The sequence below is a fragment of the Streptomyces sp. V3I8 genome (genome assembly GCF_030817535.1).
In the GTDB taxonomy this organism is placed as follows: domain Bacteria; phylum Actinomycetota; class Actinomycetes; order Streptomycetales; family Streptomycetaceae; genus Streptomyces.
Map to the genome: position 1 here is coordinate 8,807,854 of NZ_JAUSZL010000002.1, position 15,203 is coordinate 8,823,056.

General features: G+C 70.2%; 15 protein-coding genes and 1 pseudogene. 10 read left to right on the forward strand and 6 right to left on the reverse strand.

Annotated features, from left to right (window positions below):
- Positions 1 to 45 precede the first annotated feature (45 nt).
- Positions 46 to 854 (forward strand): annotated as a pseudogene (locus QFZ75_RS38870) (IS5 family transposase).
- Positions 855 to 997: 143 nt separating this feature from the next.
- The gene (locus tag QFZ75_RS38875; RefSeq protein WP_307544125.1) at positions 998 to 1,300 is read left to right on the forward strand and encodes a hypothetical protein; all 303 of its coding nucleotides are present in this window, start codon (positions 998 to 1,000) and stop codon (positions 1,298 to 1,300) included.
- A gap of 64 nt (positions 1,301 to 1,364) precedes the next feature.
- On the opposite strand, the gene QFZ75_RS38880 is transcribed toward QFZ75_RS38875, so the two are convergent.
- The gene (locus tag QFZ75_RS38880; protein ID WP_307544126.1) at positions 1,365 to 2,132 is read right to left on the reverse strand and encodes a transposase; all 768 of its coding nucleotides are present in this window, start codon (positions 2,130 to 2,132) and stop codon (positions 1,365 to 1,367) included.
- 147 nt (positions 2,133 to 2,279) lie between these two features.
- On the opposite strand from QFZ75_RS38880, the gene QFZ75_RS38885 reads away from it, so the two are divergent.
- From QFZ75_RS38885 to QFZ75_RS38910, 6 genes are all read left to right on the forward strand, one after another.
- Positions 2,280 to 2,825, forward strand: coding sequence for a hypothetical protein (locus QFZ75_RS38885; protein WP_307544127.1), 546 nt, complete (start codon positions 2,280 to 2,282; stop codon positions 2,823 to 2,825).
- Positions 2,826 to 2,827: 2 nt separating this feature from the next.
- Positions 2,828 to 4,039, forward strand: a complete 1,212-nt coding sequence (locus tag QFZ75_RS38890; protein WP_373466013.1) for a sensor histidine kinase — start codon at positions 2,828 to 2,830, stop codon at positions 4,037 to 4,039.
- Positions 4,036 to 4,725, forward strand: coding sequence for a response regulator transcription factor (locus QFZ75_RS38895; protein ID WP_307544128.1), 690 nt, complete (start codon positions 4,036 to 4,038; stop codon positions 4,723 to 4,725). The genes QFZ75_RS38890 and QFZ75_RS38895 overlap by 4 nt, the downstream gene beginning before the upstream one ends.
- 265 nt (positions 4,726 to 4,990) lie before the next feature.
- Entirely contained in the window at positions 4,991 to 5,656 is a 666-nt protein-coding gene (locus tag QFZ75_RS38900) for a TetR/AcrR family transcriptional regulator (RefSeq protein ID WP_307544129.1), read from the forward strand.
- 7 nt (positions 5,657 to 5,663) lie between these two features.
- Complete coding sequence (locus tag QFZ75_RS38905; RefSeq protein ID WP_307544130.1) at positions 5,664 to 6,455, forward strand: SDR family NAD(P)-dependent oxidoreductase; 792 nt, start codon at positions 5,664 to 5,666, stop codon at positions 6,453 to 6,455.
- A 75-nt stretch (positions 6,456 to 6,530) separates the two neighbouring features.
- On the forward strand, positions 6,531 to 7,571 hold the full coding sequence (locus QFZ75_RS38910) for an NAD(P)-dependent alcohol dehydrogenase (protein WP_307544131.1): 1,041 nt from the start codon (positions 6,531 to 6,533) through the stop codon (positions 7,569 to 7,571).
- A gap of 190 nt (positions 7,572 to 7,761) precedes the next feature.
- On the opposite strand, the gene aztD is transcribed toward QFZ75_RS38910, so the two are convergent.
- The 4 genes from aztD to aztB all read right to left on the reverse strand — a co-directional run bounded on the left by aztD (position 7,762) and on the right by aztB (position 12,246).
- Positions 7,762 to 8,988, reverse strand: a complete 1,227-nt coding sequence (gene aztD, locus QFZ75_RS38915; protein WP_307544132.1) for a zinc metallochaperone AztD — start codon at positions 8,986 to 8,988, stop codon at positions 7,762 to 7,764.
- Between the two features lie 88 nt (positions 8,989 to 9,076).
- Complete coding sequence (aztC, locus tag QFZ75_RS38920) at positions 9,077 to 10,126, reverse strand: zinc ABC transporter substrate-binding protein AztC (protein WP_307544133.1); 1,050 nt, start codon at positions 10,124 to 10,126, stop codon at positions 9,077 to 9,079.
- Positions 10,123 to 11,358, reverse strand: coding sequence for a hypothetical protein (locus QFZ75_RS38925; protein ID WP_307544134.1), 1,236 nt, complete (start codon positions 11,356 to 11,358; stop codon positions 10,123 to 10,125). Before QFZ75_RS38925 ends, aztC begins: the two co-directional genes overlap by 4 nt.
- 21 nt (positions 11,359 to 11,379) lie before the next feature.
- Complete coding sequence (gene aztB, locus QFZ75_RS38930) at positions 11,380 to 12,246, reverse strand: zinc ABC transporter permease AztB (protein ID WP_307544135.1); 867 nt, start codon at positions 12,244 to 12,246, stop codon at positions 11,380 to 11,382.
- 15 nt (positions 12,247 to 12,261) lie between these two features.
- On the opposite strand from aztB, the gene aztA reads away from it, so the two are divergent.
- Together aztA and QFZ75_RS38940 are read left to right on the forward strand one after the other, a co-directional pair.
- On the forward strand, positions 12,262 to 13,005 hold the full coding sequence (aztA, locus tag QFZ75_RS38935) for a zinc ABC transporter ATP-binding protein AztA (RefSeq protein WP_373466014.1): 744 nt from the start codon (positions 12,262 to 12,264) through the stop codon (positions 13,003 to 13,005).
- A 153-nt stretch (positions 13,006 to 13,158) separates the two neighbouring features.
- Positions 13,159 to 13,503, forward strand: a complete 345-nt coding sequence (locus tag QFZ75_RS38940) for a DUF6461 domain-containing protein (protein ID WP_373466086.1) — start codon at positions 13,159 to 13,161, stop codon at positions 13,501 to 13,503.
- Positions 13,504 to 13,676: 173 nt separating this feature from the next.
- Here QFZ75_RS38940 and QFZ75_RS38945 read toward each other — a convergent pair whose 3' ends face one another.
- Positions 13,677 to 14,837, reverse strand: a complete 1,161-nt coding sequence (locus QFZ75_RS38945; RefSeq protein ID WP_307544138.1) for a hypothetical protein — start codon at positions 14,835 to 14,837, stop codon at positions 13,677 to 13,679.
- Positions 14,838 to 15,203 lie beyond the last annotated feature (366 nt).

Consider the following 15,203-nt stretch of genomic DNA (forward strand, 5'->3'; position numbering starts at 1 on the left):
CTGGTCGGGCGTGACCGATGTGGCGATTCGGCCGTTCAGGATGGTGTGAGTACTCGGCCGTGGATCGTGGACGACGACTTGTGGGCGTTGATCGAGCCGCTGCTGCCGCCGTGGCCGGATAAGGCGCCGGGCCCGCGGCCGGTGGCGGACCGACTGTGTCTGCAGGGCATCCTGTACGTCCTCCACAACGACATAGCCTGGTAACTCCTGCCGCTGGAGCTGGGTTTCGGCTCCGGGCAGACCTGCTGGCGGCGTCTGGACCGGTGGCAGCAGGCCGGCGTCTTCGACCAGCTGCACCGGATCCTGCTTACCGAACTGAACGCAGTCGGCGCGCTCGACTGGTCCAGAGCGTGTGTGGACGGCTCCCACATCCGCGCGAAAAAGGGGGAGCCGACACCGGCCCGTCGCCGGTCGACCGGCGCAAGACAGGCAGCAAACACCACCTGATCTGCGACGGACGCGGCACCCCGCTCAAAGTCATCACCACCGCAGCAGGCGTCAACGACGTCACCCAGACCCTCGCCCTCGTCGACGGCATCCCACCCGTGGCCGGACGCCCCGGCCGTCCTCGCCGCCGCCCCGACTCGCTGCTCGGCGACAAGGCCTACGGCTCCAACCCCAACCGCGAGGAACTACGCAGGCGCCGGATCCTTCCTGTCATCTCCCGCAAGGACGCCCCGAACATCAAGGGCCTGGGCAAACTCCGCTACGTCGTCGAGCAGACCTTCGCCCTGCTCCACCAGTTCAAACGCCTCGCCGTCCGCTGGGAACGCCGCACCGAACTCCACGACACCTTCGTCTCATTGGCCTGCACCCTGATCTGCTGGAGACGCCTCAAGAGACACCGATCATGATCGTGTTACGAGCTCTAAGTCATCTCTGTCGCGGAGCAGAGCGGGCACGCGGGCTATGCGGTTGCCGGAGGGCGGCAGGATTCTGCGAGCTGTTGGTGCCGGGAAGATCGCTTCATCTCCAGTTGTTCGCTGCGTACCGTTGGATGGCCGTCGGCGATCGACGCCTGGGCGTGGATCGTGGTGAAATGGTCCGAAGCGAATACGAGGTGGCGGCGATGGTCTACCTGTTATTGGCTGTGACAGCAGTCGTGTCCATTGGGGTGGCCGCCGTGATGGTGCTGGTGCGTCGGCAGCGGCGCCGGATGGGCTCCAGTTCGGAAGCGCAAGGAATCGAAGCGGCTGCTACGAGCGGCATACGCGATGCGCGCCGCCAGGCTCATGCCTATCAGCATTTCAACGACGGCGGCGGCCTCAGTGCCGTGCGAGACCGTGACTCTCGTTCGTAGCGGTCGGCAGTCTGGTGTGCAGCAGCTCTCCCCGGGCGTGATGTGGCTGAGAGGCGGTTCGCCTCTATGCCGAGAGAGCGAGGTTGTGTAGGCGGGCGGTGCCGAGCATGGCCTGGTGCACGCCGTTACCTTTGAGGCGGCAGTCTCGCAGGATCTTCCAGTTCTTCAGCCGGGAAGGGGCGTGTTCGACTCGGGCCCGAGCCTGGCGATGGACGGCGTTCTCTGCCTCCTGCTCCGGGCTGAGATGCCTCTGGCCGCGTCGCCGGCGGTGCGGGATGAGCAGGCCGGTGCCCTGATAACCGCCGTCGGCGATGACCGGCGCTCCGCGGCATGCCTGGTCGACGCCCGACTCCGTGAACGCCCGGCAGTCGTTGCGGTTGCCGGATAGTGGAAGGCCGATCGCCACCACCAGGCGACTGTTGGCGTCGATGACGACCTGCAGGTTCGTCGAGTGCCGGTAGTTCTTGCTGGACGCGGCCACGCTGCGGTCTCGGGTGGGCACCAGGGTGCCGTCAACGATGTAGACGGTGTCCCTGCGCGGCCGGCGCGCGGGAGAGATGGCCAGCAGGGGTGCGAGATGATCGAGGATGCGGTCAGCCGCGGACTTCGAGACCCCAAACAACGGCGCTACCTGCCGCAACGTCAAGTTCGTGCGCCAGTACGTCGCCACCAGCAGCACCCAATTTTCCAGCGACAGCCGCCACGGCCGACCGCGCTGAACGTCACCACCACGACGCCGTACCAACACCACCAGCCTGGCAAACTGCGCCTCGGACAGTCCCGAGAACGGCTCGATCCACTTCGGATCATCCGCTGAAATCACCCCACCCATGCCCAACCAATGCGCCAACCACCACACAAGTTATGGGACACCCTTTAGGAGAAGTACGGGGTGCAGAGGTGTGGGCCGCCGAACTCCACCCCCATCTCCACCCATGGGTCCAGGCGTGAACGGGCCCGCGACAGCAGTCTTGAGGGCATGACCACGACCGACTGGATCACCGACATCGCCCTCGTACTCGTTGTCTTCCGGCAGCTGCGGGAAGGCCGCCTGGGCCTCAAGTCCTATCTGCTCCCCCTGGGGATCGTGGCCTTCGTGGCCTCCCGGTACCTGCACACCGTCCCCACCGCGGGCAACGACCTCGTGCTGATCGGAGCGCTGGTCGCGGCCGGCGCGGCGCTCGGCGTCGCAGGCGGCGTCCACACCCGGATCCGCAGTGCCGGCGGACATCTCTTCATCAAGGCAGGAGCCGTCTCGGCGGTCCTGTGGGTGGTCGGCATGGGTGCCCGCATGGGATTTCAGGTCTGGACCGACCACGGTGGCGCCGACGACGTGGCCCGGTTCAGCGTCACCCACGACATCACCACCGGCCAGGCCTGGGTCGCGGCCTTCGTCCTGATGGCGCTGACCGAGGTGGTCACACGCCTGGCCACGATCTTCGTCCGGAGCCGTCTGGTGGCCGATGAGCAGCAGCTCCCGGCGGGCACGCGTCCCGCCGCGACGGTCCTCGACCGCACCGCCTGACCATGGGTTATGGTCACGGCGTGTCCGCATCCGCCAGCGTCCCCGACCGCGGGCCGGCTCCCGACCGGGGGCCCGGCCCCCGGGCCGTGCCCCGCCAGGACCCGCGTATGCAATGGGTCATCACCCTGGCGGTGATCGTCGCCGCGGTGGCGACGGTCCGTCCGGTGGGCATCAGCGGCCGCGGCCTGGCGGTGGCCGTCCTGATCGCGGTCAACTCCCTGACGCTGCTGGCGCGGCACCTGCCCGAGTCCAGGATCCCGCCCCGCGTCGTCCTCCTCTGGCTGACCCTCGGTGCCGTGGCGGCCGCCGCCCTGATCGGCGCCGGCCGCAGCGGCTCCGGTTACCTGTTCGCGTACTTCCTCGTCGGCCACATCGGTTACCGGCTCCCCCCGAGGCAGGCCCTCTCGCTCGCGGCCCTGACCGGTCTCCTGTGCGGCGGCGTCCTGTACTTCCACCTCGGTCCCGGCCACGAGGAACTGCCCTGGATCCTCGGTGCGACCGTCGCGGTCCCGGTCGTGGCCGGAATCCTCGGACGGAGCAGGCAGCGCGCCGTGGAGGCGATGATCTCGTCCGCCGAGTCCGCCGAGCGGGCCGCCCGCGCCGAAGCCCGGACCTCCGTGCTCACCGAACGCGCCCGGATCGCCCGGGACGTGCACGACGTGCTGGCGCACTCGCTGGCCGGGATCAACATGCAACTGGAACTGGCGGACGCCCTGATCGACACCGGCGATCTGGAGAAGGTCCGAGAAGCGAACAGCAAGGCGCACAGCATGGTCAAAGAGAGCCTGAAGCAGGCCCAGTGGACCGTGCACGCGCTGCGTGAGGACGCCCTCCCGCTGCTCGACACCCTGACCGCGATGATCGAGTCCTCCGGCCGCCGTGACGCCCTCACCGTCATCGGGACCGTCCGTGAACTGCCGGCGCGGGTCACCCAGAACCTGCTGCGCGTCGCCCAGGAGTCCCTGACCAATGCCGCCCGGCACGCCCCGGGCACGGACGCCGGGGTGGAGCTGACGTTCGGCGCCGCGTCGACGACACTGAGGATCCGCAACGGGCCCGCGACCGGCAGGGTGAGCGCGGGTGCCGGGAGCGGAATGGGGTTGATCGGAATGCGTGAACGGGTGGCGCTGCTGGGTGGCACCATGACGGCGGGCCCGGTCACGGAGGGGCCCGACCGAGGCGGCTGGCAGGTGGAGGCAGTGATTCCGGCATGAGTGAAACGACCGATACCGTACGGCGGTTGAAGGTGGTCGTGGCCGACGATCAGGCCGCCGTCCGCGAACCCCTGGCCGCGATGCTCGGCCTGTCCGAGGACATCGAGGTCGTCACCGCCGCCGCGGACGGCACGCAGGTGCTCGCCGCCGTTGCCGCCACCCCGGTGGACGTCGTCCTGATGGACCTGCGCATGCCGGGGATGGACGGCATCGAGGCGACCCGTCGGCTGAGCGAGGAATACCCGCAGGTCGCCGTGGTGGTACTGACCACCTTCGCCGACGACGACTCGATCCTGGCCGCACTGAGCGCCGGGGCCCGCGGCTACCTGACGAAGAACGCGGGGCGCCAGGACATCCTTCGTGCCATCCGCGCCGCCGCGGCGGGCCAGGCCGTCCTCGACCGCGAGGTCCAGGACCGACTGCTGGCCACCGTCCGGGTCAAACCGCCGGCCACGGGACAGCCGCAGTCGCTGCCGCTGCCGCTGCCGCTGCCGCAGGACCTCACCCAGCGCGAGCGCGAGGTGCTCACCCTCATTGGCCAGGGACTGCCGAACAGAGCCATCGCCGGCAAGCTCTTCATCAGCGAGGCCACGGTCAAGACCCACATCAACAACCTGTTCGCCAAGGCGGACATCCGGGACCGCGCCGACGCCGTGCGCCGCGCCATCGCAGCGGGCCTGGCCTGACCCTGGAGCGCTTCCCCGCTTCCCCGCTTCCCCGCTTCCCCGCTTCCCCGCTTCCCCGGTTTTCCCGCTTTCGGCTTCTCCGCTTCGTCGTTTCGTCGTTTCCGCGTGTCCACGGCGGTCGGGCGCGCCGGTCCCGCATGCCGCCTCCGGCTCCGTGCCGAAGTGCCCCGCCCGCCGACCGTGAGACGCGGTAAATGTCCCACCGGAAAATGTGTCCCACTGGGAAACATGTCCCATTGGGACATGAAGAGCTATCATCGAAGGCATGGAGGCAACGGAGCCCGGTATCGCGACGGAAGACCGACGGCAGCGCAAGGCCAGGCAGACCCGCAACGCCCTGGCGACCGCCGCCGTCGACCTGATCCTGGAGCGCGGGCTCGCCGCGACCACGGTCGAGGCGATCGCCGAGCGGGCCGACGTCACGCGCCGCACCTTCAGCCGGCTCTTCGTCGGCAAGGAGGACGCGGCCCTCGACTTCGTGCGCGGTGACGGCGACCGCATCAACGCCCTGCTGCGTGACCGGCCCGCCGCCGAGCCGCCTCTGCTGGCCTATCGCCGGGCCGTCCGCGACTGGCTCGCCGACCGGGACGACCCGGCCTGGCACCTGCGTCCCCGAATACGCCGTCTGCTCGCCCTGCTCGACGGCGAGCCGGCCCTGTTCGCCGCGTACGAACGCATCCGGGTCGACGCGCAGGACGAGTCGATCCGCATCCTCGCCGACCGGCTCGGCACCGACGACGTGCGGGACGTGCGTCCCGCCGTCGTGGTCGACGCCGCCGCCGGAGTACTCACCGCCGCACTGCGCATCTGGGCGCGCGGCGCATCCGGCCACGAAACGGCAGCCCCAGACCTCGCCGCCCTGGTGGAGCAGGCCTACGACGCCCTGACCCAGGAGGCCGCGTCCGCGGTCTCGCACATCTCCGAAGAGTGAGAGCACCATGAGCACCACCAGCAACATCCCTTCTGTCACCGACTACGCGACCGAGTTCGCCGGGAGGACCGTGCTGGTCACGGGCGCCGCCTCGGGCATCGGCCTGGCCACCGCCCGTCGCCTCGGCGCCGGCGGCGCCAATGTCGTGATCGCCGACTACAACGCCGAGGGCGCCGAGAAGGCCGCCGCCGACCTGCGGGCCGAGGGCTTCGAGGCCGCCGCGGTCGAGGTCGACGTGACGAACCCCGAGTCCGTGGCGGCGGCCGTCGCCTTCGCCGTCGACACCTTCGGCGGGCTGGAGCTGGCCGTGAACAACGCCGGCATCGGCGGTCCGAGCGCACCCACCGGTGAGTACGACATCGAGGCCTACGACCGCGTGGTGCGCACCAACCTCAACGGCGTCTTCTACTCCCTGCGCCACGAGCTGCCCGCCATCGAGGCGGCCGGCGGCGGTGCCGTCGTGAACGTGGCCTCCATCCTCGGCTCGGTCGGCTTCGCGGGCTCCTCCGCGTACGTGGCTGCCAAGCACGGCGTGGTGGGCCTGACCAAGGCCACTGCCGTCGAGTACGCCGCCAAGGGCATCCGCGTCAACGTGGTCGGCCCCGGCTTCATCGAGACCCCGCTGCTCCAGAACAGCTTGGACAAGGAGGCCTACGACGGTCTGGTCGGACTGCACCCCGCCGGACGGCTCGGCCGCTCCGACGAGGTCGCCGAACTGATCGCGTTCCTGCTGTCCGAGCGCTCTTCGTTCGTGACCGGCAGCTACCACCTGGTCGACGGCGCCTACACCGCCGTCTGACCACACAGGCAGCACAGAAGTAGCGCACAAGCAGCACATAAACAGCGCAGAAGAAGTACAGAAAGAAGTCAGGCCATGAAGGCACTGCAGTACCGCACCATCGGCGCCGCCCCTGAGGTCGTGGTCGTCCCCGACCCCGAACCCGGCCCCGGACAGGTTCTGTTGAAGGTCACCGCCGCAGGTGTGTGCCACTCCGACATCGCCGTGATGAGCTGGCCCGCCGAGGGATTCCCGTACGAGCTGCCGCTCACCCTCGGCCACGAGGGCGTGGGCACGGTCGCCGCGCTCGGTGCGGGCGTGACCGGTGTGCGCGAGGGCGACGCGGTCGCCGTGTACGGCCCCTGGGGCTGCGGCAGCTGCGCCAAGTGCGCGGAGGGCAAGGAGAACTACTGCCTGCGCGCCGACGAGCTCGGCATCCGGCCGCCGGGGCTCGGGGCGCCGGGAGCGATGGCGGAGTACCTGCTCGTGGACGATCCGCGCCATCTGGTCCCGCTGGACGGACTCGACCCGGTCGCGGCGGTGCCGCTGACCGACGCGGGGCTGACGCCGTACCACGCGATCAAGCGGTCGCTGCCGAAGCTGGTTCCGGGGTCGACCGCAGTGGTCATCGGCACGGGCGGGCTCGGGCACGTCGCCATTCAGCTGCTGCGGGCCATGACCCCGGCCCGGGTGATCGCCCTCGACGTGAACGAGGAAAAGCTGCGGCTGGCCCGGCAGGTCGGCGCCCACGAGGCGGTGCTGTCCGACGCCGGGGCGGCTGCCGCGGTCCGCGAGATCACCGGTGGTGTCGGAGCGGAGGCGGTCTTCGACTTCGTCGGGGCGCAGCCCACCCTGGCCACCGCGGGGGCCGTCACGGCGGTCGAGGGCGACATCACGATCGTCGGCATCGGTGGCGGAACACTGCCCGTCGGCTTCGGCCAGTTGCCCTTCGAGGTCTCGGTCAGCGCTCCTTACTGGGGCAGCCGCGGCGAACTCGTCGAGGTTCTCGCACTGGCCCGGTCCGGCGCCGTGTCGGTACACACGGAGACCTTCTCGCTGGACGAGGCGCCGCTCGCCTACGAGCGCCTGCACGCGGGAACGATCAACGGACGCGCGGTGATCCTCCCTCACGGCTGATCGACCCGACCCGACCCGACCCGACCCGATCTGCCCCGACCTGACCCGACCTGATCTGATGCGAGGCAATCAGATCAGGTCGGGCTGGATCTGGTTCGGTTCGGCCGGCGTCGCTCCTGACCGGCGGCGGAAGCGTTCCGGGACGTACGTACCGCCCCGCGGCCGACAGGTCGCGGGGCGGTACGCGCGGTCAGTGTCCCGCGACGACGCCCGACAGCTCGTTGGTGCCCTTCGGCAGGGTGACCGAGGTGATCTTCTCGCCCGTCTCCAGGTCGATGGCGTGCAAGGCCTTCTCGCCGGGGTCGGAGACATAGGCGGTGTCGTCGCGGACGAACAGGGTGGGCCGGGCCTGCTGCCAGTCCAGTGGTTCCTGCCACTCGCCCACGACCGGGATCTTCTTCTCGGTCCTGCCGCTCAGCGGGTCGAGCACATGGATCGCTCCGTCGGTGCCCAGGACGAGTGCCTCACCCCGCGGGCCGCGGGCCAGGGAGCGGAAGGAGTAGCTGGTACCCAGGTCGACCAGACGCAGCTTCTTCTTCTCGGTGTCGATGAGGGAGACACGGGTGGGCCTCTCCAACTCGGCCTCCGCGTCGGTCTTGTAGTCGCCCAGGAGGACGGGGGAGGTGTCGCTGCCTGCCTGGTTGCCGATGCGGCCGTAGTCGTCGGGCGCGTCGACCTTGGTGAACCTGCCGTCCTGGTAGATCAGGATGCCGTCCTCGCAGCCGACCGCGACGGCCTCGTTCTTCGCGGCCGCCTCACCGTGTACGCCGGGGCACTTCTCGTAGCGTGCGATCTCCTTGTCGTCCTTGTCCAGCACCAGTGCGCCGGTCCGCTTCTCCTCGGTGCCCAGTGTGCTGAGGAGTTCGCCGTTGGTCAGCTCGATGGCGACACCGTGGTGTGCCTCGGCGGAGGCGTAGGTACGTCCTTCCGGCTTCTTCCCGCTGCCCAGGTCGGTGGGGTCGAAGACGTTGACCTCTCCGGTGCCGTCGGTGAAGAGCGCCGTCCTGCCGCCATGGCGCACGACGTGACCGGGCTTGGCACCCTTGTACTCGATGTCGGTGAGGGTCTGCGAGGTGGCATCGAGCATACGGAACCCGGTGTCGGTGGAGACGACGACGTGGTCCTCGTCACCGGCGGGGTTGACGCGGTTGAAGCCGGGAAGCTCGATGGTCCTGCTCAGTTCGAGGCTCTTGCCGTCCAGGATGTACAGACCGCCGTCGAAGGTCGCCACCAGCGGATCCTCGACCGCGGCGGCGGGGGTCACGCGTGCGGCGCCCCCGCCCCCGCCACCGGTCCTGGTCCCGGCCTCGGCGCCGGAGGAGGAGTTCTCGCCGCCTCCGCACGCGGTCAGCGCCGTGGACACCGCCAGGACGAGCGCCGTTCCCGTGAGAGCTCTGTTGCGTATCGACTTCTTCATCGGTGTGTTCCCTTTCTCGCCGCGCGGTGGCGGCAGAGGTGTGCGACGGTTCCGGCCCCGTCGGCCGGTGTCCGCCTCGGTTCCGGAGTCAGCCGCCGGTCGTGCCGGCATTCGGTCCGGCACTCGGTCCGGCGGTCAGCTTCCGGGTCGGCTCGTGGGGCGGTCCGCCGGTCAGTCCGTCGGTCATGGCGGTGGTGTTGGCGCGCATCATCCGCAGATAGGTGTCGGCGCCCTCGCCCTTCGCGGTCAGCGACTCCGAGTACAGTTCGACGACTTGGACCCGGCCGCCCAGTTCCGTGCGCAGGACCTCGGCTAGCCGTGTGGGCTGCGAGGAGTCGGCGAACACGGTGCGTACGCCGGCCTCCTCCATCGCCTCGGTGAGCGAGTGCAGGTCGGAGGAGCTGGGGGAGGCCAGCGTGGTGCCGCTGGGGACGACCGCCCCGATCACCCGGAAGCCGAAGCGGTCGGCGAGGTAGCCGAAGACGTGATGGTTGGTCACCAGGGCGCGCCTGTCCTCCGGAATGCGGTCGAAGGACTTCTCCATCCAGACGGTCAGGCCGGTGAGTTCTTCGCCGTAGCGGTCGGCGCGGGCGCGTATCGCCCGGTCGTCCACGCCGTCGACGTGCTGGACCACCTGGTCGGCGATCAGGCCGGCGGTTCTGCGCACCCGGTCGGGGTCGGTCCAGAAGTGCGGGTCGGGCTGCCCTTCCCCGTCCGCGGGGCCGCCGTCGTCGGCCGTGCGGAAGGTGAGCGGGTCGGCCGCCTCCCCGGCGGCGAAGGTGGCGACGCCGGACGCGCGGGCGGCGTCCACGTGCCGCAGGACGTTCTCCTCGAGTCCCAGGCCGTTGTGGACGACCAGGTCGGCCCGCTCCAGCTGGGCGGCCTGCACCGCCGACAGGCCGAAGGAGTGCGGGTCTGCGCCGGGCTTCATCAGAACGGTGACGTCGGCTTCGTCGCCGACGATCTCCCGGGTGATGTCGCCGAGGATGTTGGTCGTGACGACAATGCTCGGCCGGTCCTCACCGGTGGTGCAGGCGGCGGCCGTGGTGGCTGTGACGAGGGCGAGCAGACCCACGATCAGACTGCGCAGCCGTGCCACGCCCACCCGGATGCGCTGCTTTGCCGCGGTCCGGCTCATCGGCCGGTCTCCGTCATGAGGACCGGCTCGATGTCCAGGTCGAAGGTGCGCGCGATCCGCAGGCCGTCGTTGTAGTCGATCTCGAACACCTTCTTGCCCAAGGGGTCGTTGACGTAGGCGCGGCTGCGATCGACCTCGATCACGGGAGGACTGCCGCCGGTGCCGGCCCGCGCCCGTCCGGTCAGGAGCGGTGCGGTCCGTGCGGTCCGCTTGCCGGTGGCGATGTCGTAGCCGTGCAGCGAGCCGTCGGTCTCGAGGACGAGCAGCGGGGAACCCTCCCCGGCGGTGCCGGCCGCGACGACGGGTCCGGTGTCCACGCGGGTCCAGACCCGTTCGGTGACGTCGAGGACCCATACCGCGTCGTCGCCCGCCGGCGCGGTGAGGGAGTCGCTGCCGGGACGATGACGGAAGGAGACGGCCCGTTCCCTGACCGGCACGTCCTCGCTGTAGGGGATCTCCTCGGCGGTGAAGACGCCGTCCTCCGCACGGACGAGCAGCGCGCCGTCGGCGCAGCCCAGCACCGCGCCGCGTCGGGTGACGGCATCTCCACGCGGCTTCTCGCACTCCGCGTCGGGAGACGCGACGCGGTCGCCCGCCCGGTCGAGCACGACGAGCTTCGTCGTGCCGCCCTCGTCCGCGAAGGCCAGGAGGTGTTCCCCGTACGGCAGGACGGCGCCGGAGTAGGTGCCCGCCAGCGTCCGGGCAGACGCGATGCTGCCCTTCTCCAACGTGCTCCGGTCGTACAGGACGCCCCGCCCGTCCTCGTCGGTCACCGCGGTCACGGCGGCGTCGCTGCGCACCTGCGCCCGGCGGCCCACGGGCAGTTCGCCGACGTCCCGTACCGCCGCGCTGTAGTAGTGGACGTGGTCGCCGTGGTCCACCGTCCAGGCGCCGCTGTCGAGCACGTGAACGCGGTCGGAGGTGTGGAGGTAGCCGAACCTGCCGTCCGTGCCGAGCCGGACGGCGCCTTCCACCCGGGCCGTCCTGTGCGCCTTGCCGGTGGCGAGGTCGAGAACGCGGCTGTCTCCGCTGCCGGGGTCGTTGAGGACCAGTCGGGACTGCTGTTCGGCGGCCTCCCGCGCTCCCTCGACATACCCGTGGGCGGTGGCGGACGGGGAACTCCTGTCAGATCGTGGGGAGTTGTCCTTCTCGGCCGAGCAGCTCGTGGTGAGCAGCGCGGTGATCACCAGTGCGGCCGGAACCCATGGAGTGACGTTTCTGCGGACGGTCATGACGATCGCCTCAGGCTTCTTTCAGTTGACTTCGGGAGCGGAAAGGGGAGCGGGAACGGGCGCGAGGCGCGCACGGCGGTGCCGCAGGCCGGCCAGCATGTGGGAGAGGAAGAACAGACTCACCGCGAGGGCCGAGACGGTCGCGCCGGCTGCGGTGCCCAGGTGCCAGGACAGCAGCAGGCCGCCGAACGTGGCGGCGACCCCGAGGAGCGCGGCGAGCACCATGACCCCGCGGATGCTGCGCGCCCATGGCAGGGCCGCCGCGGGCGGAGCGATGAGCAGGCCGAGGACCAGCAGCGTTCCGACGATGTGGAACGAGGCGACGATCGCCAGACCGAGCAGGCCCAGCAGTACGGCGTGGGCCAGACGTGGCCGCAGCCCCAGGGTCCTCGCCTTGCGTTCGTCGAACGCCAGGGCCACGAAGGCGCGATGACCGAGGACCGACACCGCCAGCGCTACGAACAGCGCCGCCGCGAGCAGGAAGAGGTCCTGCTGCCGGACGGCGAGGACGTCACCGAACAGGAAGCCGGTGAGGTCCACCGCGAAGGACTGCGAGCGCGACACGATGATCACGCCGAGCGAGAGCATGCCGACGAAGAGCAGCCCGATGCCGGTGTCCTGCGACAGCCTCGGCGTGCGGCCCAGTACGGTGACGCCCGCCGTCATGACCGCGGCGCTGACCACCGCGCCCACCATCAGGTTCGAACCCAGCAGGGCGGCCAGCGCGACCCCCGGCAGCAGACCGTGGGACATGGCGTCCCCGAGGAAGGCCATCCCTCTCAGCACCACCCAGGTGCCGGCCGGCGCGCAGATCGCGGACACCAGGATTCCGCCCCACAGGGCGCGCTGCACGAAGGCCACCTCGAACGGGGCCGTCAACCATTCCATGCCGCTGACAGTACAATGAAAATCATGTTCAAAACTACGGGTCATCGGCCCGCCCCACCCTCGAAGCGGGACCCGCACGTCCGTTTCACCGACCTGTGCGCCGGCTACGCGGGACGTCCCGTCCTCGACCAACTCAGTGCCGACATACCGAGGTTGGCCACGACGGCACTCGTCGGACCGAACGGCAGCGGCAAGTCGACCCTGCTCGGAGTCCTCGCCGGTGTGATCAGTCCGACATCCGGCGATCTCCGTCATGAGGGAGAACGGCCGCCCGCGTTCGTGCCGCAGCGCGCTGCCGTCGCGGACGCCCTGCCCCTGACCGTCCGGCAGACCGTCGAGATGGGACGCTGGGGCGAACGTGGACCATGGCGCCGGCTCACCCGTCGCGACCACGCGACCGTGGACGCCGCGCTCGACCGGCTCGGCATCGGCGACCTCGCCCCGCGCCGACTGGGGGAACTCTCCGGAGGGCAGCGTCAACGCGCCCTGATCGCACAGGGACTGGCGCAGGAATCGGACCTGCTGCTGCTCGACGAACCCACCACCGGCCTGGACCCGGAGGCGAGGACGTGGATCGCGGACCTGCTGACGGCACTCGTCGCCGACGGTGTGACGGTCGTCCAGGCCACCCACGACCTGGAGGCCGCGCGCGGGGCGGACACCTGCCTCCTGCTCCAGGACGGCCGCCTCGTCGGCCAAGGTCCTCCCGGCGAGGTTCTCACCACCTCGGCACTGGCCCGACTCTGGCGGTCACTCTGAATCGCGGAGCCGCCGGCTCCGCAGCTGACGTGCCTGCCCGCTGCGCCTGAGTTCCACGGGTCACGAAACCGCGGGCTGACGTCGCCGACCCCGGCTCGGCCGCCACGAGACGGAGGCGGAGCCGCGCGGCACGGGGAGGGAACGGCCGGGCTGATCGAGGCGGCCGACGCCCACCGCGCCGAGGTGGATCACGACCACCGGGACGGGTCCTACGCCGCGGGTGCCTTCAGTGCTCCGGGCGAGAACGGCGACCGGACACCCGTCCTCGGCTTCGACGGTGGCCTGGGGATCGCGGCGCCGTGTGTGGAGGCGCTGTCAAAGAGCGGCCGGGCCGTGGCGCACTCGGCCGACGGCGGTAAGCCCATCCACCTCTTCCACTGGTTCGAGGGCGCTGGGCTCCGTACGACGTTCGAGGGCCCCTCGGCGCGCTACGGCAACACTCCCGACGAACTGGTCCCCCTGCTGCGGGAAGTCGGCTTTCCGAGTGGTGGGTGGTGAGTGGCGGGCGAGCGCGTGGAGGAGGCCGCAGTCCAGCGGTACGAAGGCAGTACGAAGGCCACGCTCATCTCCCGACCGCCGTCCTTTCCCGCTCGTATCCCGTACGAGTCAGTAAAGGGACCGGGCCGCGGGGGCTCGCCGCCCCGGTTTTCGACGGGCACACGCGATGGGCGTCACAGGTCTTGTCTGTGCGGGTCCCGGAAGCGGCCGAGTCCCTTCTTGAGGGCATTCAGCGGGGAGCCGACCGTCCTGGCCGTCTCCGGTGCGGGCGACCGGGACGAACCGGCGCCGTCGGTGAACTCGGCCAGTGCGGCCTGCGCCGCCTCCGTCGCCTCCTGGTAGAGGTCACGGGACTTCGTCATGGCGTCGAGCGCTTCGGCGTATTTGATGACCATGCTCTGGGCATGGGCCAGCTCTTCCTCCGGGGTCAGCAGGTGCCAGCCCTGGCGCAGCTGGTTCAGGGCCTGCTCGGCACCTTCCGGCAGTGCTTGCGGCAGTTGGGCGAACTCCTCGATGCGGGCGAGGAGTTCCGTCGGTTCGGAGCCGTCCAGGAAGACACTGTGCACGGTGAAGTGGTCCGCGTCGTAGTCCGGGTTCCGGGGCTGCGTGGGCAGCACGACGGCGCCGCCGCGCGGCATCCGCACGTTCAGTTCCCGCTTCATCGCGAAGTCGGCGATCTCCGCCTGCGCCGGCGTGGCGCGGTGCTCGATCACCCGGTGCCGCAGACTCGGCGGCAGGAACGTGGAGACCGGCTGCTGCCCCTTCGGATCGGGCGTCATGGCCTCGTGCACCACGATATGGATGTACCAGGTGTTGCGGGAGTGGTCCCGCAGGCGGCGGCGCATCTCGTTCTGGTCCTGCGGCAGGTGGTTCGCCGCCCGCAGGCGCACCCCGGGCGCGAAGTCGTGGTCCCAGGCGACCCGGTCGCTGTCGGGCCAGAACATGGTGGCGGGCGAGGGCCACTCGGGGTTCCACGCCAGCTCCGCCTCGGCGGCAAGGACCCAGGTGATCCCCTCATGGTCCGTACGACGGACCTCCTGGTCGTACGTGGTCAGCTGCGCGCGCACCATGACACCGTCGGCCACGCGCCAGCGGGCCTCGAAGAGGCGCCGGGCCGACGGGCCGGGATCGGCCGACTCCTCCCGCGGATACAGGACGGTGGAGCGGGCCGCCTCCACGGGGTCGAGGTCCAGGAAGTCGTCGAGGACCCCGGCTGCCTTGAGGGCGATCAAGTTGCGCCGGACGTCCTGCTCGGGGTCGGGCCCGAGATGGCGCCCGCGCGCCAGCCATACGGTGCTCGGGACGATCGTCGAAGAGCTGCTGTTCTTGGTCATGGAACCGTTCTGTGGAAGATCAAGGCCCGACCAGTATGGTCCTTACCGCAGTACATGTCGTACTCCGCCCCCTGCGCGTGGCGCGGACCACGCGCAGACATCTCGTACACCGCAGCGGACCGACCTGAAGACTTTCGCAGGCCCGTACCGCACCAGCAGGTTCGTAGCGGACGGCGAGTTCCCCCGTCCGGGCGACCTGTCTCGAGGAACATCACGGTACACACGTGCGTGTCGGCAACACGCGCAACGGCCCGGTCCGGACCCGGGGGTCCGGTCCGGACCCGGGTATCACGGGGCGCCGGTACACCCATCCAGCGGCTCCCGCCGGCGGATCACCCGGCTGGTACCGCGCGATCATGGGGTGTG

What these genes read in the sequence shown, in the direction of transcription:
- aztD (WP_307544132.1), bottom strand. Translation starts at nt 8,988, where the DNA reads ATGAAGAAGTCGATACGCAACAGAGCTCTCACGGGAACGGCGCTCGTC.
- QFZ75_RS38890 (WP_373466013.1), top strand. Translation starts at nt 2,828, where the DNA reads ATGGGTTATGGTCACGGCGTGTCCGCATCCGCCAGCGTCCCCGACCGC.
- QFZ75_RS38910 (WP_307544131.1), top strand. Translation starts at nt 6,531, where the DNA reads ATGAAGGCACTGCAGTACCGCACCATCGGCGCCGCCCCTGAGGTCGTG.
- aztC (WP_307544133.1), bottom strand. Translation starts at nt 10,126, where the DNA reads ATGAGCCGGACCGCGGCAAAGCAGCGCATCCGGGTGGGCGTGGCACGG.
- QFZ75_RS38885 (WP_307544127.1), top strand. Translation starts at nt 2,280, where the DNA reads ATGACCACGACCGACTGGATCACCGACATCGCCCTCGTACTCGTTGTC.
- QFZ75_RS38895 (WP_307544128.1), top strand. Translation starts at nt 4,036, where the DNA reads ATGAGTGAAACGACCGATACCGTACGGCGGTTGAAGGTGGTCGTGGCC.
- QFZ75_RS38880 (WP_307544126.1), bottom strand. Translation starts at nt 2,132, where the DNA reads ATGGGTGGGGTGATTTCAGCGGATGATCCGAAGTGGATCGAGCCGTTC.
- QFZ75_RS38900 (WP_307544129.1), top strand. Translation starts at nt 4,991, where the DNA reads ATGGAGGCAACGGAGCCCGGTATCGCGACGGAAGACCGACGGCAGCGC.
- QFZ75_RS38875 (WP_307544125.1), top strand. Translation starts at nt 998, where the DNA reads ATGGCCGTCGGCGATCGACGCCTGGGCGTGGATCGTGGTGAAATGGTC.
- QFZ75_RS38945 (WP_307544138.1), bottom strand. Translation starts at nt 14,837, where the DNA reads ATGACCAAGAACAGCAGCTCTTCGACGATCGTCCCGAGCACCGTATGG.
- aztB (WP_307544135.1), bottom strand. Translation starts at nt 12,246, where the DNA reads ATGGAATGGTTGACGGCCCCGTTCGAGGTGGCCTTCGTGCAGCGCGCC.
- QFZ75_RS38905 (WP_307544130.1), top strand. Translation starts at nt 5,664, where the DNA reads ATGAGCACCACCAGCAACATCCCTTCTGTCACCGACTACGCGACCGAG.
- aztA (WP_373466014.1), top strand. Translation starts at nt 12,262, where the DNA reads ATGAAAATCATGTTCAAAACTACGGGTCATCGGCCCGCCCCACCCTCG.
- QFZ75_RS38925 (WP_307544134.1), bottom strand. Translation starts at nt 11,358, where the DNA reads ATGACCGTCCGCAGAAACGTCACTCCATGGGTTCCGGCCGCACTGGTG.